Source organism: Kumtagia sp. (genome assembly GCF_059502445.1).
On sequence record NZ_JCACER010000110.1, the window covers coordinates 164,315 to 181,880 of the forward strand.

At 67.1% G+C, this 17,566-nt stretch carries 16 protein-coding genes; all 16 read left to right on the top strand.

The window, feature by feature from the left end:
* The first annotated feature begins 225 nt into the window (after window positions 1–225).
* The gene (locus AC5JDC_RS29750) at window positions 226–1,044 is read left to right on the top strand and encodes an SDR family NAD(P)-dependent oxidoreductase (RefSeq protein ID WP_495847249.1); all 819 of its coding nucleotides are present in this window, start codon (window positions 226–228) and stop codon (window positions 1,042–1,044) included.
* Between the two features lie 71 nt (window positions 1,045–1,115).
* The gene (locus AC5JDC_RS29755) at window positions 1,116–2,417 is read left to right on the top strand and encodes an ABC transporter substrate-binding protein (RefSeq protein WP_106772649.1); all 1,302 of its coding nucleotides are present in this window, start codon (window positions 1,116–1,118) and stop codon (window positions 2,415–2,417) included.
* 18 nt (window positions 2,418–2,435) lie between these two features.
* A complete protein-coding gene (locus AC5JDC_RS29760) occupies window positions 2,436–3,164 on the top strand; it encodes an ABC transporter ATP-binding protein (protein WP_106772650.1) in 729 nt (242 codons plus the stop codon).
* Window positions 3,161–3,889: an ABC transporter ATP-binding protein gene (locus AC5JDC_RS29765; RefSeq protein WP_495847251.1), complete on the top strand. Its 729-nt coding sequence runs from the start codon at window positions 3,161–3,163 to the stop codon at window positions 3,887–3,889. Before AC5JDC_RS29760 ends, AC5JDC_RS29765 begins: the two co-directional genes overlap by 4 nt.
* Window positions 3,876–4,733: a branched-chain amino acid ABC transporter permease gene (locus AC5JDC_RS29770; protein WP_495847253.1), complete on the top strand. Its 858-nt coding sequence runs from the start codon at window positions 3,876–3,878 to the stop codon at window positions 4,731–4,733. The genes AC5JDC_RS29765 and AC5JDC_RS29770 overlap by 14 nt, the downstream gene beginning before the upstream one ends.
* Window positions 4,734–4,737: 4 nt before the next feature.
* Window positions 4,738–5,775 carry a branched-chain amino acid ABC transporter permease gene (locus AC5JDC_RS29775; RefSeq protein WP_495847255.1) on the top strand — a complete coding sequence of 346 codons (1,038 nt, stop codon included), beginning with the start codon at window positions 4,738–4,740 and terminating at the stop codon, window positions 5,773–5,775.
* Complete coding sequence (locus AC5JDC_RS29780; RefSeq protein ID WP_495847257.1) at window positions 5,772–6,785, top strand: zinc-dependent alcohol dehydrogenase; 1,014 nt, start codon at window positions 5,772–5,774, stop codon at window positions 6,783–6,785. Before AC5JDC_RS29775 ends, AC5JDC_RS29780 begins: the two co-directional genes overlap by 4 nt.
* Window positions 6,786–6,806: 21 nt before the next feature.
* Entirely contained in the window at window positions 6,807–7,586 is a 780-nt protein-coding gene (locus AC5JDC_RS29785; protein ID WP_495847259.1) for an alpha/beta fold hydrolase, read from the top strand.
* Between the two features lie 44 nt (window positions 7,587–7,630).
* Window positions 7,631–8,857 carry an acyl-CoA dehydrogenase family protein gene (locus AC5JDC_RS29790; protein ID WP_495847261.1) on the top strand — a complete coding sequence of 409 codons (1,227 nt, stop codon included), beginning with the start codon at window positions 7,631–7,633 and terminating at the stop codon, window positions 8,855–8,857.
* 68 nt (window positions 8,858–8,925) lie between these two features.
* Window positions 8,926–9,465 carry a flavin reductase family protein gene (locus tag AC5JDC_RS29795; protein WP_495847263.1) on the top strand — a complete coding sequence of 180 codons (540 nt, stop codon included), beginning with the start codon at window positions 8,926–8,928 and terminating at the stop codon, window positions 9,463–9,465.
* A gap of 136 nt (window positions 9,466–9,601) precedes the next feature.
* Window positions 9,602–11,056, top strand: coding sequence for an aldehyde dehydrogenase family protein (locus AC5JDC_RS29800; RefSeq protein ID WP_495847265.1), 1,455 nt, complete (start codon window positions 9,602–9,604; stop codon window positions 11,054–11,056).
* Between the two features lie 829 nt (window positions 11,057–11,885).
* Window positions 11,886–12,905: a substrate-binding domain-containing protein gene (locus AC5JDC_RS29805; RefSeq protein ID WP_495847267.1), complete on the top strand. Its 1,020-nt coding sequence runs from the start codon at window positions 11,886–11,888 to the stop codon at window positions 12,903–12,905.
* Window positions 12,906–13,047: 142 nt separating this feature from the next.
* The gene (locus AC5JDC_RS29810) at window positions 13,048–14,580 is read left to right on the top strand and encodes a sugar ABC transporter ATP-binding protein (protein ID WP_495847269.1); all 1,533 of its coding nucleotides are present in this window, start codon (window positions 13,048–13,050) and stop codon (window positions 14,578–14,580) included.
* On the top strand, window positions 14,573–15,589 hold the full coding sequence (locus AC5JDC_RS29815) for an ABC transporter permease (protein WP_495847304.1): 1,017 nt from the start codon (window positions 14,573–14,575) through the stop codon (window positions 15,587–15,589). Before AC5JDC_RS29810 ends, AC5JDC_RS29815 begins: the two co-directional genes overlap by 8 nt.
* An 11-nt stretch (window positions 15,590–15,600) precedes the next feature.
* The gene (locus AC5JDC_RS29820; RefSeq protein WP_495847271.1) at window positions 15,601–16,572 is read left to right on the top strand and encodes a sugar-binding transcriptional regulator; all 972 of its coding nucleotides are present in this window, start codon (window positions 15,601–15,603) and stop codon (window positions 16,570–16,572) included.
* Window positions 16,573–16,576: 4 nt separating this feature from the next.
* Window positions 16,577–17,566, top strand: a complete 990-nt coding sequence (locus AC5JDC_RS29825) for an aldo/keto reductase (RefSeq protein ID WP_495847273.1) — start codon at window positions 16,577–16,579, stop codon at window positions 17,564–17,566.

Consider the following 17,566-nt stretch of genomic DNA (forward strand, 5'->3'; position numbering starts at 1 on the left):
GTTATTAATCCAATTTGGTGTCGAAATTTTCGCGACCGCCGATTTGACAGGCGGCCGACACGCCCCCCAAATCCGCAGAACGCGCTGCGCCCTTTGCTGGAGGAGGGGCGACGGCCAGTCTGCACATCGACGATCCGACCACGTCGCGCCGCCAGGCGCGGCGAGGGCGGCGGTTTGCCGACTGCGAGCCACAGCCGGGACAACCGTCGGAGCCAGGGAGGAACAATGGCGACGCTGCAACAGATGTTCGACGTTCACGGGAAATCGGTCATCGTGACCGGAGGCGCGAGCGGTATCGGGAGGGCCTATGCCGAGGTCATGGCGGAGCACGGCGCGCGCGTCTGCATCCTCGACCTCGACGCCCAAAACCTCAACAAGGTGGTGGCCGAGATGGCGGCCGACGGCGCCGACGTCTGGGGCCAGGCGATCGACGTCTCCGACCGCCCGAAAATGGCCGAAGCCTTCGACAAGGTCGCCGAGCGGCACGGCAGGATCGACGTGGTGTTCGCCAATGCCGGCATCGATGCCGGGCCGGGTTTCCTGTCGACCGAAGGGGAGCGCATTGCGGACGGCGCCATAGACGTGCTCGACGACCATCACTGGGACCGCGTCATCGAGGTCAATCTGAGTTCGGTCTACACCACTGTGAAGCACGCCGCCCGCCATATGAAGCGTAGCGGCGGCGGCCGCATCATCGTCACCTCGTCGATCGCCGCGCAGATCAACGAGGCGATCGTCGGCACGCCCTACATGCCGGCCAAGGCGGGGGTGGACCATTTCGTGCGCCAGATGGCGATGGAGCTCGGCGCCTTCGGCATTTTGGTCAACTGCATCTCGCCCGGCCCGTTCATGACCAACATCGCCGGCGGGCGGCTGAAGATTCCGGCCGACCGCAGGGCGTTCGAGGCACAGTCGCTGATCGGCAGGATCGGCGACACCGAAGACATCAAGGGCCTGGCGCTCTACCTGGCATCGCCCTGCTCGTCCTACGTGACGGGCAGCCAGATCGTCATCGACGGCGGGTCGATGCACCGTATCAAATAACCGAAAACCGGCGCCGCCACGGAGGAAAGGGCGGCGCCTGTCGAGTGGAACATGCACCAAGGGAGGAGAACATGGTGGAACTGAAGAGCAGTCTCGTGCGGCCGTCGCGGCGCACCGTATTGAAGGGTTTCGGCGCCGGGCTGGCGGCCTCGACGCTGGGCATGCCGATGGTGGCGCGCGCGCAGTCGAAGGGCACCATCAAGGTGGGCTTCATCACGCCCTCGACCGGCCCGCTGGCGCCGTTCGGAGAGACCGACGGCTGGGCCGTCGGCAAGGTCAAGGAAGTGCTGGCGAAGGGACTCGAGACTGCATCCGGGCACTACGACGTCGAGATTCTCGTGCGCGACGGGCAGTCCGATCCAAATCGCGCGGCGGAAGTCACCGGCGACCTGATCCTCAACGATGAAGTGCATCTCATCGTGCCGGCCTCCACCACCGACACGGTGAGCCCGGCGGCCGACCAGGCCGAACTCTATGAATGCCCATGCCTGTCGACGGGCGCGCCCTGGCAGGCGGTCATCTTCCCACGCGGCGGCGCCGACAAGCCGTTCAACTGGACCTACCATTTCTTCTGGGGGCTGGACGAGGCGCTGAACACCTTCGTCGGCCTTTGGAACACGCTCGACACCAACCGCAAGGTCGGCATGCTGTTCCCGCAGAACGCCGATGGCGAGACCTGGGGCAACAAGGAGTACGGCCTTCCCGTACCCACCCAGAAGGCCGGTTTCGAGATCGTCGTGCCAGGCTACTTCCAGCCGCGCACCAACGACTACACGGCGCAGATCAACGCCTTCAAGCAGGCTGGCTGCGACATCGTCGGCGGCATCACCTATGTCGACGACTTCAAGACCTTCGTGAACCAGTGCGCCCAGCAGGGTTACAAGCCGAAGGCGATGACGGTGGCGGCGGCGCTGCTCTTCCCGTCCGGCGTTCAGGCGCTGGGGCCTCTCGGCGACGGCATGTCGTCGGAGGTCTGGTGGACGCCGGCCTTCCCGTTCAAGTCGACGCTGACCGGCCAGGTGAGCCGCGACATCGCCGACCAGTGGGAAAGCGAGACCAAGAAGCAGTGGACGCAGCCGCTGGGCTACAGCCATGCTATCTGGGAGGTGGCTATCGACGTGCTGAAGCGCTCGGCCAACCCGCTCGACCGGGCCGCCAACCGCGACGCCATCGTCGCCACCAACATCGACACGCTGATCGGCAACGTCAACTTCGCCAAGGGCCCGCACGCCAACGTCTCCACCACCCCGATCTTCGGCGGGCAGTGGGTGAAGGGCGAGAAGTGGCCCTACGACCTGAAGATCGTCGACAACACGGTCAACAAGCTGTTCGAGCCGGAAGCGAAGATGAAGCCGCTGCCCTGGTCGGCCTAAGTCGGAGGGCGGCAGCGCATGGGAAACGACGTGCTGCTGCAGGCGCGCGGACTGAGCAAGTCCTTCGGGGCGGTCCGCGTCCTGCACGAGGTCAGCCTGGATGTCCGGCCGGGCGAGGTGCTGGGCATCCTCGGGCCGAACGGCGCCGGCAAGACGACGCTGTTCAACCTGATCAGCGGCGACCTCAAGGTCGACGGAGGAGAGCTCGTCTTCTCCGGACGGCCGCTCAGGGGCGAGCCGCCCTACCGCCGGTGCCAGATGGGCATCGGCCGCACCTACCAGATCCCGCGTCCCTATGGCGGGCTGACCACCTTCGAGAACCTGCTCGTCGCCGCGTCCTTCGGCGGCGGGCGCTCCGAAAGCGCCAGCTATGCGCTGTGCGCGCGGATCCTCGGGGACTGCGAGCTGTCGGGCAAGGCCAACCGGTCCGCCGGCTCGCTGACGCTGCTCGACCGCAAGCGGCTGGAATTGGCGCGCGCGCTTGCCTCCGACCCGAAGCTGCTGCTGCTTGACGAGATCGCCGGCGGCCTGACCGATGAGGAGGGCAAGGAGCTGGTGGCGCTGATCCGGCGCATCCGCGACCGCGGCGTCACCATCGTGTGGATCGAGCACGTGCTGCATGCGCTGCTGGCGGTGGCTGACCGGATCATGGTGCTCAACTTCGGCGAGAAGATCGCCGAGGGCGCGGCGCAGGACGTGATCAAGGACCCCGAGGTTCGCCGTGTCTATATGGGGATCGAGGTATGAGCGCGCCGCTGCTTTCCACGCACGGCCTGGTCGCCCGCTACGGCGATTTCCAGGCGCTGTACGGGGTGGATATCGAGGTCGCCGCCGGCGAGATCGTGGCGCTGATCGGCGCCAACGGCGCCGGCAAGTCGACGCTGCTCAAGTCGGTGATGGGGCTGCTGCCGGTCGCGCCCGACATGGTGCGCCTCGACGGCAGGCCGGTCGGCGGCTCGCAGCCCTACCGCATGGTTTCGGCCGGCGTGGCGATCGTGCCGGAGGGCCGCCGCCTGTTCGCCGGCATGTCGGTGGAGGACAATCTGCGCGTCGCAATGGATCACGCCGCCCGCGCCGAGGACGCCGGCTGGACGCTGGACAAGGTGTTCGGCCTGTTCCCGATGTTGAGGGAGAAGCGCTCCACGCCGGTGCAGTCGCTGTCGGGCGGGCAGCAGCAGATGGTGGCGATCGGCCGCGCCCTGCTCAACCAGCCGCGCCTGCTGCTCTGTGATGAAATCAGCCTCGGGCTGGCACCCAAGGTGGTGCGCGAGATTTATCAATCGATCCCGTCGATCTCGCAGGCCGGCACTGCCATCATCCTGGTGGAGCAGGACGTCGGCCTGGCGCAGTCCGCCTCGGACCGGCTCTACTGCATGCTGGAAGGCCGCGTCACCCTGACGGGCCGGTCGTCGGAGACCAGCCGCGACGCCATCGGCGCAGCCTATTTCGGGGCCTCCCATGCAGTGGCTTGATGGGCTGATCCAGGGCGTCCTGCTGGGCGGGCTCTACGCGCAATACGCGCTCGGCATGGCGCTGATGTTCGGCGTCATGCGCATCGTCAACATCACCCATGGCGACCTCATGGTGCTGCTGGCGCTGATAGGCATCAGCGCCGCGGCCTCGTTCACGCTCGGACCGTGGACGACGCTCGCCATTCTGGTTTTGATCGGCGCTTTCATCGGCTACGCGCTGCAGCGCGTCGTGCTTAACCGGGTGGTCGGCGCCGACCCGCTGCCGTCGCTGATCGCCACCTTCGGCCTGTCGATCGCCTTGCAGAACGCCATGCTGCAGATCTGGTCGGCCGACACGCGCTCGCTGCCCGGCGGCGAGATCACCCAGGCGTCGTTCCAGATCGGGGCGATGTTCGTCGGCGTGCTGCCGGTGATCGTGCTGGTCACGGCGACCGTGCTGACCGGCGGGCTGGATGCCGCACTGCGGTTCACCCGGTTCGGGCGGGCGCTGCGGGCAGCGGCGGCGGACGTGGAGGCGGCGGCGCTGACCGGCGTCAACCCCAAGACCGTCTATGCCGCGTCGACCGCGATCGCCGTGGCGATCCTCGGCTTCGCGGCGGTGTTCCAGTCGATGCGGGCGACGGTTGCTCCCGCTGATGGCCCGTTCCAGCTCATCTACGCCTTCGAGGCCGTCATCATCGGCGGCATGGGCTCGATCTGGGGGGCGTTCCTAGGGGCGATGGTGTTGGGCATCAGCCAGTCCATCGGTTTCCGCATCGACCCGGGCTTCGGCATCCTCGCCGGGCATCTGGTCTTCCTGATCGTTCTCGCCGTCCGCCCGCAGGGCATCTTGGGAAAGGGTTGAGGCCATGAGCGAAGCTGTCGCAACCGGCCATGGCGCCACCGTCCCGACTCCTGCCGTGCGCGTGCAGCGGCAGACGGTTTCCGGCATCATCGCCATGGCGATCGGCATCGGCGTGCTGATCACCATCGCCTCGATGCCGTGGTGGGCGAGCCAAGGCCTGATCCGGAACGTCGTCGAGCTGTGCTGCTACATCGCCGTGGCGCAGATGTGGAACCTGCTCGCCGGCTATGCCGGACTGGTCTCGGTGGGGCAGCAGGCCTTCATCGGCGTTGCCGCCTACATGATGTTCGTGCTCGCCCAGCTCTGGGGCATCAACCCCTTCCTGGCGGTGCTGCTGTCGCTGATCGCGCCTGCCATCCTGGCGATGCCGACCTACGGGCTGCTGCACCGGCTCGACGGGCCGTATTTCGCCATCGGCACCTGGGTGGTGGCCGAGGTGATGCGGCTTGCCACGTCGACCTTCACCTATGTCAACGCCGGCGCCGGCATGAGCCTGCGCGTCATGACCAGCTATTCCGCCGACGAGCGCGCCGTCGGCGTGTCGCTGCTGTCGGCGCTGCTGCTGCTGGTCACCATCGGCGGCAGCTACTGGCTGCTGCGCTCGCGCTACGGCCTGGCGCTGACGGCGGTGCGCGACAACCCGGTGGCCGCGGCGAGCCAGGGGGTCAATGTCGGGCGCCTGCGCTTCCTCGTTTGGATCGCCGCGGCTGTCGGCACCGGGCTGGCCGGCTCGATCTACTTCCTGGCGCAACTGCGCATCACGCCGCCTTCCGCCTACGACCCGAACTGGGCCAACATCGCGATCTTCATCGTCATGGTGGGCGGGCTGGGCTCGCTGGAAGGGGTGCTGATCGGCGCGCTCATCTACTTCTTCGCCGACCGCTGGTTCGGTGAATACGGCGCCACCTACCTCGTCGTACTGGGCCTGCTCACCCTGTTCATGGCGCTGTTCGCCAGGGGCGGCATCTGGGGCCTGATCTGCAAGGTGGTCGACGCCCCCTGGTTCCCGACACGGCGCATCCTGCTGGAGGACAAGCGATGAAGGCCGCGATCTTCGACGGCGTCGGCAAGCCGCTGCGCATCGCCGATCTCGACCGACCGGAGCCGGCGGAGGACGAGGTGCTGCTGCGGCTCGCCGCCTGCGGCATCTGCGGGTCGGACCTGCACATGGCCGAGGACCCCGCGACCTTCGGCATCGGCGAAGGTTTCGTGCTCGGCCACGAGTTCGCCGGCGAGATTTTGCGTTGCGGCGGCGGCGTTACCGGGCTGAAGCCGGGCGACCGCGTGGCCGTCGCGCCGATGTACGGCTGCGGCAGCTGCGACAGCTGCCGTCGCGGCGAGCCGGCCTGGTGCGCCGAGATGCGGCTGGTCGGCGGCGGCTATGCCGAGTTCGCGACCGTGGCGGCGCGGCAGTGCCGCGTGCTGCCCGACGATCTGCCGACGGCCGAAGGCGCGCTGGCCGAGCCCGTGGCGGTCGGGCTGCACGCCGTCATGCGCTCGGGGCTGAAGCCGGGCGATCATGTGCTGGTCCTGGGCGCCGGGCCGATCGGCCTGCTGGTCGCCTTCTGGGCGCGTCGGCTCGGCGCCCGCCATGTCGTGGTCGCCGATCTCAACCGCCATCAGGAGGAGCGGGCGCTGGCGGTCGGCGCCACTGGCTTCGCACTTTCCCGATCCGGCCTTGCTGAAGAGGTCAAGGAGCGTATGGGCGGGTTGCCGGACATCGTCTTCGAATGCGTCGGCAAGCGCGGGTTGATCGACTTCGCCTGCAGCCTGGTGCGGGTGCACGGCACCGTCGTCGGGGTCGGCCTGTGCGTCGGCGGCGACACATGGAACCCGTTCGCGGCGCTCTCCCGGGAAATCCAGGTGGTCTTCGCCGCCTTCTTCTCGATGGCCGAGTTCGAGGCGGCCCTCGACGCCCTCGGCCCCGGACAATTCCGTCCGCAGGCGCTGGTCACGGAACGTATCGGCTTCGGCAGGATACCGGAGACCTTCGAGGCGCTCCGGCGCCGCACGACGCAATGCAAGGTGCTGATTTCGGCCAATGCCGGCTGACCGGCAATTTGGGAGGACATGATGGATTTCGAGACGATTACCCTGGACATCGACGGCGTTCGCACGGCCGTGAAGGCGATCGGCAACGGGCCGGCGGTGCTGGCGCTGCACGGCGCGGCCACCCTGGAGGGCTATGACTGGGCGCGCGAGCTGGCGGAGCGTTTCCGAGTCTACCTGCCATTCCATCCGGGATTCGGCGAGAGCGATCCGGCGCCGCATCTCAACGGCATGCAGGACCTGATCGTCCACAACCTCAGGCTGGTGGCCGCGCTCGGCCTCGACCGCCCGCATCTGGTCGGACATTCGATGGGCGGCTGGATGGCGGCCGAGATGGCGGCCGTCGCCGGCGAGCGGTTCGGAAGGCTGGTGCTCAACGCGCCGGCCGGCCTGAACCATCCGGATCACCCCGGCGCCGACCTGGCCACCATCGGTCCGGAAGCACTGCCCGGCTACCTCGCGCATAACGTGGACGTGGCGCTGCGCTATTTCCCGGGCGGCTCGCACTGCCCGCCGCTGGAGGAATTCCTCGCCGCCCGCGGCAAGGAAGGCGAGGCGCTGCAATCGATCCTCAAGGTCCACGGCATGGGCCACCCCAATCTCGGCCGCTGGCTGTCCCGCATCCCCAACGAGACGCTGGTCGTCTGGGGCGAGGAGGACCGCATGCTGCCGGCCTCGCAGGCGCCGCTCTGGGTGGAGCGCATCCCCAATGCGCGCCTGCTGATCGTTCCGGGTGTCGGCCACTTCGCCATGCAGGAAGCGCCCGCCACCGTCACCGCCATCGGCGACTTTCTTGCAGCCTAGGCGCTGCTGAGTTCCAGGAACCATTTTTCAAGGAGGAGAAGACGATGAATATTTCAGTGCGGCACGGGCAGGGATACTGGGGCACGAAGACCGACTTCGCCGCCCTGCTGGAGCATGTGCGCAAGATCGGCCCGGTGCTGGAGGAGAACGCCGAAGAGAACGACCGGCTCGGCCGGCTGAACGATGCCACCTTCGCCGCGCTGAAGCCGCTGCGCATGTCGCACATCTTCGCCGAGGAAAAGATCGGCGGCGCGCAGCTTTCGCCGACGCAGGGGCTCGAACTGATCGAGGCCATCACCTACCACAGCGGCGGCGCCGGCTGGGTGTCGATGGTGCATGCCTGCATCGGCGCGATGTCGGCGGCCTTCCTGCCGGACAGCGCCATCGGCCGGCTCTACGGGCCGGACACGGAGAACCGCTTCTCCGGGCAGGGCACGCCGACCGGCATGCTGAAGAAGGTCGACGGCGGCTATCTTCTGAACGGCAAGTGGTCCTATGCCAGCGGCATCCATCACGCCACCTTCACCCATACCGCCGCCCTTCTCGACGACGGCAACGGACAGCCGGCCAAGGACGAGAACGGCGATGTCATCGTGCTGTGCGCCCATGCGCCGGTCGAACAGTTCGACCTTTTGGGCAACTGGGACGTGCTGGGCCTCAATGCCACGGGCAGCATCGACTACGGAGCCAAGGACGTCTTCATCGCCGAAGACATGGTGTTCCCCATCCTGACGGCGGAGCCGCAGCGGCTGAAGGAGTTTTTCAGCCTCGGCGTCGTGGGGCTTGCGGCAATCGGCCATTCCGGCTGGGCGATCGGCGCGTCGCGCCGCATCCTCGACGAGGTCGCCAAATTCGCCCGCGCCAAGACCGGGCGCGCCGGCCTGCTCGGCGAAAGCGAGAAATTCTGGTACGATTTCGGCCGCAACGAGGGGCGCGTGAGGGCGGCGCGCGCCTTCCTGTTCGAAGTGTGGCGCGACGTCGAGAAATCGATCGAGGCAGGCGATCGCGTGTCGACGCGGCAGATCAGCCTCGTCCACCTCGCCAAGTCGGAAGTGCACGAGGCCGGTGTCGACGCTTGCCAGTTCGTCTACCGCGCGGCCGGTGGCGCTTCCCTGCGCAGAGGCGTAATGCAGCGCATCTATCGCGAGATGCTGACGGCGGCCAACCACTTCACCATCAACGCGAACATCGTGACCGCCGCGGGTCGTGAGATCGGCGGCGTCTGGAGCGATCGCAAATGGCAGTTCTACGACCTGATCGAGAAGAAGTGATGGCTGGACCGACGAGGCCCGCCCCCGCGGCGGGCCGCGGAGGCGACGCGGCGGATGAGGCGGCATCGGTGGCGAAAGCCTTTCTCGCCGCCTTCCGCCACCATCCGGCCGGTGTCGCCATCATCACCGGCGATGCCGGCGACGGACCGGCGGCGCTGACGATCAGTTCGCTGATCTCCGTCGGCGTCGAGCCGCCGACGGTCGCCTTCTCGCTGTCGGAGGCCTCCTCCAGCGCGCGGGTGCTGGCGCGCTGCGAGACCGTGGTCGTACATTTCGTGCGACGCAGGAACATGCAGCTCGCCCGGCTCTGCGCCACCAGCGGCTCCGGCCGCTTCGGCCCCGGCGTGGACTGGAGCCGGCTCGCCACGGGCGAACCCTACTATCCGCAGGTGGAGACGTGGTTCCGCGCCGCGATCCGCGGGCGGCTGGCCGCGCCCGGCGCCCTGCTGGTGAGCGCCGAGCTCGTCCTGGCCGCGCCCATGCCGCAGCCGGCCGCGAGCGACGACGCGCTGGTCTATGCCGACCGGGCCTGGCACGGGCTGCGCCCGGTGGCCGACGCGGCCAGGGCACCGCTGCTGCTGTGGCCGGACGATTCGGCGACGTTCTGACGGATGCCCGACTGCCGGGCGGCCGGTTTCCTATGATCGAGTCACACACGCGCGGCATCTTGTGTTAACACCTGCCCGTCGTCGCGATCCCGGATCGTTACGACAAACCAATGTTGGAATTCGACTGGAGGCGCCCGTGTCCGCACAATCAGCAGAGAAGCTTCACAAGAACTATGTGAACGGCGAATGGATCGGTGGCGACGGCGTGGAGAACATCAACCCGTCGAACACCGCGGACGTGGTCGGCCTTTACGCACGCGCCACCGTCGAGGAGGCGAATCAGGCGATCGCGGCGGCCAAGGGGGCGTTTCCGCGATGGTCGCGCTCCGGCATCCTCGAGCGGCACGCGGTGCTGCGCAAGGCTGCCGACGAGATTCTCGCGCGCAAGCAGGAACTGGGCGAGCTGCTGAGCCGCGAGGAGGGCAAGACCCTTCCGGAGGCGATCGGCGAAGTCACTCGTGCCGGCCAGATCTTCGACTTCTTCGCCGGCGAGGTGCTGCGGCTGTCCGGTGAGGTGCTGCCCAGCGTTCGCCCCGGCGTCGGCGTCGAGGTCACGCGCGAGCCCGTCGGCGTGATCGGCATCATCACGCCATGGAATTTTCCGATCGCCATCCCTGCCTGGAAGATCGCACCGGCGCTGGCCTACGGCAACACGGTGGTCGTCAAGCCGGCCGACCTGGTGCCGGGATCGGCCTGGGCGATCGTCGACATCCTCGACCGGGCGGGGCTGCCGAAAGGCGTGCTCAACCTGGTGATGGGCAAGGGTTCGGTCGTCGGCCAGGCGCTGCTCGACAGCAAGGACGTCAACGCCGTCACCTTCACCGGCTCGGTCGGCACAGGCAAGCGCGTGGCGCTCGCCTCGATCGAGCACGGCCGCAAGTTCCAGCTGGAGATGGGCGGCAAGAACCCGACGATCGTGCTCGATGACGCCGATCTCGCCGTCGCGGTCGAGACGGTGGCGCAGTCGGCATTCTTCTCGACCGGCCAGCGCTGCACCGCCTCCTCGCGCGTCATCGTCACGGAGGGCATCCACGACCGCTTCGTCACCGCGCTGGCCGAGCGCACGCGAGCGCTGCGGGTCGGTGATGCGCTCGACAAGAACACCGAGATCGGGCCGGTGGTCGACGCCGGGCAACTGAAGCAGGACGTCGACTACATCGAGATCGGCAAGTCGGAAGGTGCGCGGCTCGTGACCGGCGGTGACCGGCTGAAGCGCGACACCGAAGGTTTTTATCTCCAGCCCGCTCTGTTCGTCGACGCCACCAACCAGATGCGCATCAGCCGCGAGGAGATTTTCGGACCGGTGGCCTCGGTCATCCGGGTCAAGGATTATGAGGAGGCGCTGGCCACCGCCAACGATACCGATTTCGGCCTGTCGGCAGGCATCGTCACCACCTCCCTCAAATACGCCACGCATTTCAAGCGCAACGCGGAAGCAGGCATGGTGATGGTCAACGTGCCAACCGCCGGCGTCGACTTCCACGTGCCGTTCGGCGGCCGCAAGGGCTCGAGTTTCGGCCCGCGCGAGCAGGGACGGTACGCCGCCGAATTCTTCACCACGGTCAAGACCGCGTATACGGCGGCGGGCTAGGACGTGGTCGGGAAGACCGGCGAACGCGCTCACCGGAATAAAGGCATTCCGGTGACGCGTTCGGACTCGACGGCTGCATCGAACCCCAAAAGCTGAACCGATCGTCGACCGGACGATCGGCGCTGGCGTGCGTACGCTGATCTCCAACAGCCGGCGCGGCTATGGCCTTGTGAGGAGGCGAATGCTTGAGCCGGTCTAACCTGGTCAACGGGTGACATCCGCCGCCTGTCAGCCCGGCCGGCCAGACAAGGGGCGCCCTGAACGCGCGTTGGCACTGGCCGTCGGCGGAGGCGGCCGGTGCCTCCAACCCGCTCTATGCGGAGTTGCTTAGGTATCCGGCCCTGAAGCGGAGCCGCCTCCGTTGCCAACGGCCGTCCGCCCCATCGACCAAGGGCAAGGCCCCAAAGTTTACGAACCTGCGTCCGGAGCCCGCGGGAGGTGATGTGGCCGAGGAAATCCGCTTGTCTCGCCACTGTGAGCATTTGGCGCGTCCGTCGGGATCTCCAGAATCGGGCGTGACTTCCTGTAACCGGTCTACCGGCCGCCGGTGAACGCGGCTCGAACTCGGCATCGCCAGCGCCCCGGCTCAGCGAACGCTGCCTACCTGCGCCCAACTCCTGTCCCAGCCGGCTGTGCGGACCACGACACCGCACGGACGACGGCCAACAGCCGCGCCACACCGTACGTCCGTTCAAATACTTCGCCCGCCATTGACAGGCCGCTATGGGTTCAATATGCAGTGCATGAAATAGATGTCATAGATTGAAATTTATTTCAAACTTGATCAGCGGCCGCGGAGAAACAGGGCGGCGCGAACCGGGAGGTGGACATGCGCATGAAAAAATGGGCGATGGCGTTGGCGATCGGCACGTCGCTGCTGGCGACGGCGGCGCAGGCCGAAAGCAAGTTCCAGTGCAAGGAAGGCGAGACCTACGTGATGAACGTCATGGTCTCCGGCGTGGAATACTGGTTCCCCGTCTACGAGGCGTTCAAGCAGGCTGCGCAGGCGATGGGCTGCAAGACGGCCTACACGGGCACGCCGGAATATGACGTCAACAAGCAGATCGCCAGCTTCGACCAGGCGCTGGCCAAGCAGCCGGCGGGTATCCTGGTGCATCCGATGAACTCGGATCCGTTCATCGAGCCGATCGACCGCGCGGTCGATTCCGGCGTGGCGGTGGTGACCTTCGCGGCGGACTCGCCGAACAGCAAGCGCACCTCCTACGTGACGTCCGACAACGATCGCGAAGGCGCCTATGCCGCGGACGTCATCGCCGAGGCGCTGGGCGGCAAGGGCGAATACGGCATCCTCGAGAATCCGGGCCAGGACAACCACGACAAGCGCGTCGCCGCGTTCGTCGCGCGGATGACCGAGAAATATCCCGACATCAAGCTGGCGGGCCGCGCCGCCACCAACCAGGACGCCAACAAGGCCTATCAGGCGGTGCTGTCGATGGCGCAGGCCAACCCGAACCTCGGCGCCCTGTTCATGCCGGAGGCGAACTCCGCCCTCGGCGCGGCGCAGGCGGCCAAGGAACTCGGCGGCAAGATCAAAATCATGAATGCCGACGTCAACGGCAAGATACTCGACATGATCAAGGCCGGCGAGGTGTTCGGCGCGGTCAATCCGAACCAGGGCATCCAGGGCTATATGGGCTTCATGCTGCTGTTCATGGCCAAGCATCCGGATCTCATCGACCCGATGAACGACTGGAAGCGGGCGGCCTACAACCCGATGAGCGTTCCCTTCGTCGACAACGGTTTTGCCGTGGTCACCAAGGACAATGCCGACGATTTCTACTGGGATGCGTATCTGAAGCGTCGCGGCACCAAGGGCATCGAGGAATAGCCTGTCGAAGCGCGTGGGCGGGCCTCCTTCGAGGCTCGTCCACCCAAGGTTTCGTTATTCTTTGCAGCCTGTTGCGGGTCGGCACCTCGGGATGAGGACCGGCGTGCCCGCACCATCATCATCGAACAAAAAGGCGAGGGTCATGTCGGAGCCGCTGGCGCTCGAAGTGCAGGGTGTGAGCAAGGCCTATGGCGCGATCCAGGCGCTGAAGGACGTCGACTTCAACCTGCGCAAGGGCGAGATACATGCGCTGGCCGGCGAGAACGGCGCCGGCAAATCGACGCTGATGAACGTCGTCGACGGCATCGTCAGCCCCGACAGCGGCGAGATACGCATCCGCGGCGAGGGGGTCGCCATCACCTCGCCGGAGCGGGCGCAGGCGCTCGGCATCGGCTTCGTGCACCAGGAGATCGCGCTGTGCGGCGACGTCTCGGTGGCCGAGAATATTTTCATGGCGGCGACCAACCAGCGCCGCGCCTTCTTCATGAACTACCGCCAACTGCGCGAGAAGGCGCGCGGCGTGCTGAAGAGCCTGGGCGGCATCGAGCCGGACAGGCTGGTGGGCGACCTGACGATCTCGGAGCAGCAGGTCGTCGAGATCGCCAAGGCGCTGACGCTGGACTGCTCGATCCTGATCCTCGACGAGCCGACGGCGGCGCTGACCGAGCACGAGTCGCGCAAGCTCTTTGCCATCATGGCGCAGCTCAAGGAGCGCGGCATCTCGATCATCTACATCAGCCACCGCATGGCCGAGATCTTCGACAATTGCGATCGCGTCACCGTGCTGCGCGACGGCCGTCATGTCTGCACCGACGACATAGCCGACATGACGCCCGACACGGTCGTGCGCAAGATGGTCGGCAGGGAACTGGGCAACCTCTATCCGCAAAAGAACCCGCAAGCGGCCGATGCGCCGGTGCTGCTCGAAGTGGAAGGATTGGGCGACGGCGCCCGCTTCCGCGACATCGGCTTCGCGCTGAGGCGGGGGGAGATACTAGGCGTCGCCGGGCTCATGGGCGCGGGCCGCACCGAGATCGCGCTCGGCGTCTGCGGGCTGGCGCCGCGCGGCACCGGCCGGGTGAGGCTCGATGGCCGCGACGTGACGCCGGCGAGCTATGTGCAGAGCATCGCCAACGGCATCGTCTACCTGTCGGAGGATCGCAAGGGCTCCGGCGTGTTCCTCGACATGCCGATCGCCGCCAATGTCTCGGCCCTTGACCTCGACCGGGTGTCGACGCCCTACGGCTTCGTCGACCGCTCGGCCGAGCGGGCGCAGGCCATGCGCCTGGCGGATTCGCTGAGGCTGCGGCGCGGCTCGCTGGCAGACAATGTCTCGACGCTGTCCGGCGGCAACCAGCAGAAGGTGGCGATCGCCAAGATGCTGTCGGTCGGGCCGAAGGTGATCATCCTCGACGAGCCGACGCGCGGTGTCGACGTCGGTGCCAAGGTCGAGATCCACCGTATCCTGCGCGATCTCGCCAATAACGGGACGGGCATCATCGTCATCTCGTCCGAGCTGCCGGAACTGATCGGCCTGTGCGACCGCGCGATCGTCATCCACGAAGGCCGGATCGCCGGCGAGGTCAGCGGCGACGGCATGACGGAGGACAATCTGATCCGTCTCGCGTCGGGACTGGGAACAGCGCCGGGAGGAAGGCATGTCGGTCATGGGTGAGCTTGCGGCAGGAAGCGGCGAAGGCGAGGGACGACGCGGCGGCTGGCTGCGCAGCCTCGGCAATATGCGCGAATTCGGCCTCCTCATCATCATCCTGGTGCTGTGCGTAGCGATGAGCTTCGCCTCGCCCTACTTCCTCACCTGGACCAATTTCCGGGCGATGCTGCTGTCCTTTTCCATCGAGGGCATCGTCGTCGTCGGCATGACCGTGCTTCTGATCGTCGGCGCCATCGACCTGTCGGTCGGGTCGGTCGTCTGCTTCGCCATGGTGATCGGCGGCTATCTGTTCCTGGCCGGCTTCGATCCATGGACGGCGAGCCTCATCGCCATCCTGGCTTCGTCGAGCATCGGCGTGCTGATGGCGCTCGCCGTCACCCGCATCGGGCTGCATTCCTTCATCGTGTCGCTGGCCTTCATGGTCATCGTCCGCGGGCTCTGCCTGGCGATCACCGGCGGCACGCCGCTGTCGCTGTTCGCGCTGCCGCCGAGCTTCAAGTTCATCGGCCAGGGCTCGATCCACGGCGTGCCCGTCGTCATCCTGATCTTCCTCGCTGTCGTGCTCGTCTTCGATATTCTGCTGCGCCGGGCGACCTTGTTCCGGCGCGTCTTCTACACCGGCTCGAACGAGCGGGCGGCGGCCTATTCGGGCATCCGCACCGACCGGGTGAAGTTCTTCTGCATCGTGCTGTGCTCGACGCTGGCCGGCCTCGCGGGGGTCATCTACATGTCGCGCTTCGGCGCGGCGACGCCGACCTTCGGCATGGGGATGGAGCTCAACATCATCGCGGCGGCGGTGATCGGCGGTGCCAGCCTCAATGGCGGGTCGGGCACGATCCTCGGGGCGATCCTGGGCATGGCGTTGCTCTCGGTGGTGTCGAGCTCGCTGATCCTGCTCGACGTGTCGCCCTACTGGCAGGACACCATCCGCGGCCTTATCCTGTTCGCCGCGGTGGCCTTCGACCACCTGCTCCACAAGCACCGGCAGGCAACGGGCCGCAAGACCTCCTGAGGACCTTTCCAATGGCCGTATCCCCAGAGACTGGCGATCACGAGCGGCTGCGCAGGCTGCACCGTGTGCTGGTCATGCACTATGCCGAAGGGCTTTCGCAGGCCGAGATCGCCAAGCGCACCGGCCTGTCGCACCCGACCGTCAACCGGCTGGTCAAGGAAGGCCACGAGCGCGGCTACGTGCAGATCACCATCCGGTCGCCGCACCAGTCGCTGTTCGAGATCGAGAAGGGGCTGTGCGCCGCCGCCGGCCTGCGCGAGGCCATCGTCGTGCCGACCTCTTCCGACAATGACGAGGTCAACCTCCAGATCGCCGGCCGCTCAGTTGCCGAGTTCATGCTGGCCAATCTCAAGGATGGCGACACCATCTGCGTCTCCGGCGGGCTGGGCGTGAGCGCGGTCGTCAAGGCGATGGCGCCGAGTCGCGCCTACGACGTGACGGTGGTGCCGGCGACCGGCGGCGTCCAGGGCAAGCACTTCATCGACGTCAACCATGTCGCCGCGCAGCTCGCCGCCAAGCTCAAGGGCAGGGCCTATCAGATCCATGCGCCGATCTTCGCGGCATCGCCATCCGAGCGCGACGTGCTGATGTCGCTGCAGTCGGTTGAGGACGTGCTTGCCAAGGCCCGCAAGGCACGGATCGCGCTGGTCGGCGTCGGCTCGGTACTGTCCGACCGGTCGACCTACTACAGCCTCCAGTCGAACGGTTCCGGGGAGCTTCCGCCGCTCGACCGGAGCGGCGCGGTGGGCGAGCTGGTCGCCCATCTCATCGGGCGCGACGGATCGCTGTGCGACTATCCCCTGAACGAGCGGGTCGTCGCGCTCACCCCGGATGAGATTCGCGCCATCCCGCTGACGATCGGCATCGCCGCGGGCGCCCGCAAGGTCGCGCCGATGGCCGGCGTGCTGCGCGGCAGATACCTCGACGTGCTGGCAACGGACGAGAGCACCGGAACCGGTGTTCTCGCGGAATTGAGAGAGTAGGCCAATGAATCTGTCGACAAGAAGAATGGGCGGCTCCGACGTGGCGGCCGGCCCGATCGGCCTCGGCACCTGGGCCATGGGCGGCTGGATGTGGGGCGGCCAGGACGATGCCCGCTCGCTCGAGGCGATCAGTGCTTCGCTGGACGGCGGCGCCACGCTGATCGACACCGCGCCGGCCTATGGGCTCGGCCGCGCCGAGGAGATCGTCGGGCAGGCCGTCAAGGGCCGGCGCGGCGAGGTGCTGATCGCCACCAAATGCGGCCTCAATTGGCACCACGGCAAGGGCAACCACTTCTTCGACGAACTCGGCCGCAAGGTGCACCGCTATCTCGGGCGCGACGGCATCCTGCATGAGATCGACGAGAGCCTGCGGCGCCTGCAGACCGACTACATCGACCTCTACATCACCCACTGGCAGGATCCGACCACGCCTGTCGCCGAGACGATGGAGACCCTGCTCGACCTGAAGAAGGCCGGCAAGATCCGCGCGATCGGCGTCAGCAACGTCACGCCGGAGGACCTCAACGCCTATCTGGCCGTCGGGCCGGTCGACGCCATCCAGGAGCGCTACAGCATGCTCGATCGCGAGATCGCGCGGACGCTGCTGCCGATCTGCCGGGCGAACAACGTCTCGACGCTCAGCTATTCCTCTCTCGCGCTCGGCCTGCTGACCGGCCGGATCGGTCCGGAACGTGTGTTCGAGGGCGATGACCTGCGCAAGGACAATCCGCGCTTCTCCGTCGCCAACCGCGCGCGCGTGGCCGGTTTTGCGGCGGCGGTGGAGCCGATCGCGCGAAAGCACGGCGCCAGCGTTGCGCAACTGGTGATCGCCTGGACGATCGCGCAGCCCGGCATCACCTACGCACTTTGCGGCGCGCGCGATGCGAGGCAGGCGCGGGAGAATGCGGCCGCCGGAACCCTGCCGCTTTCCGCGTCCGAGCTGACGGAGATCGACCGGGCCGTCGCGACGCATCTCGCGTCTGTCGACGCGTGA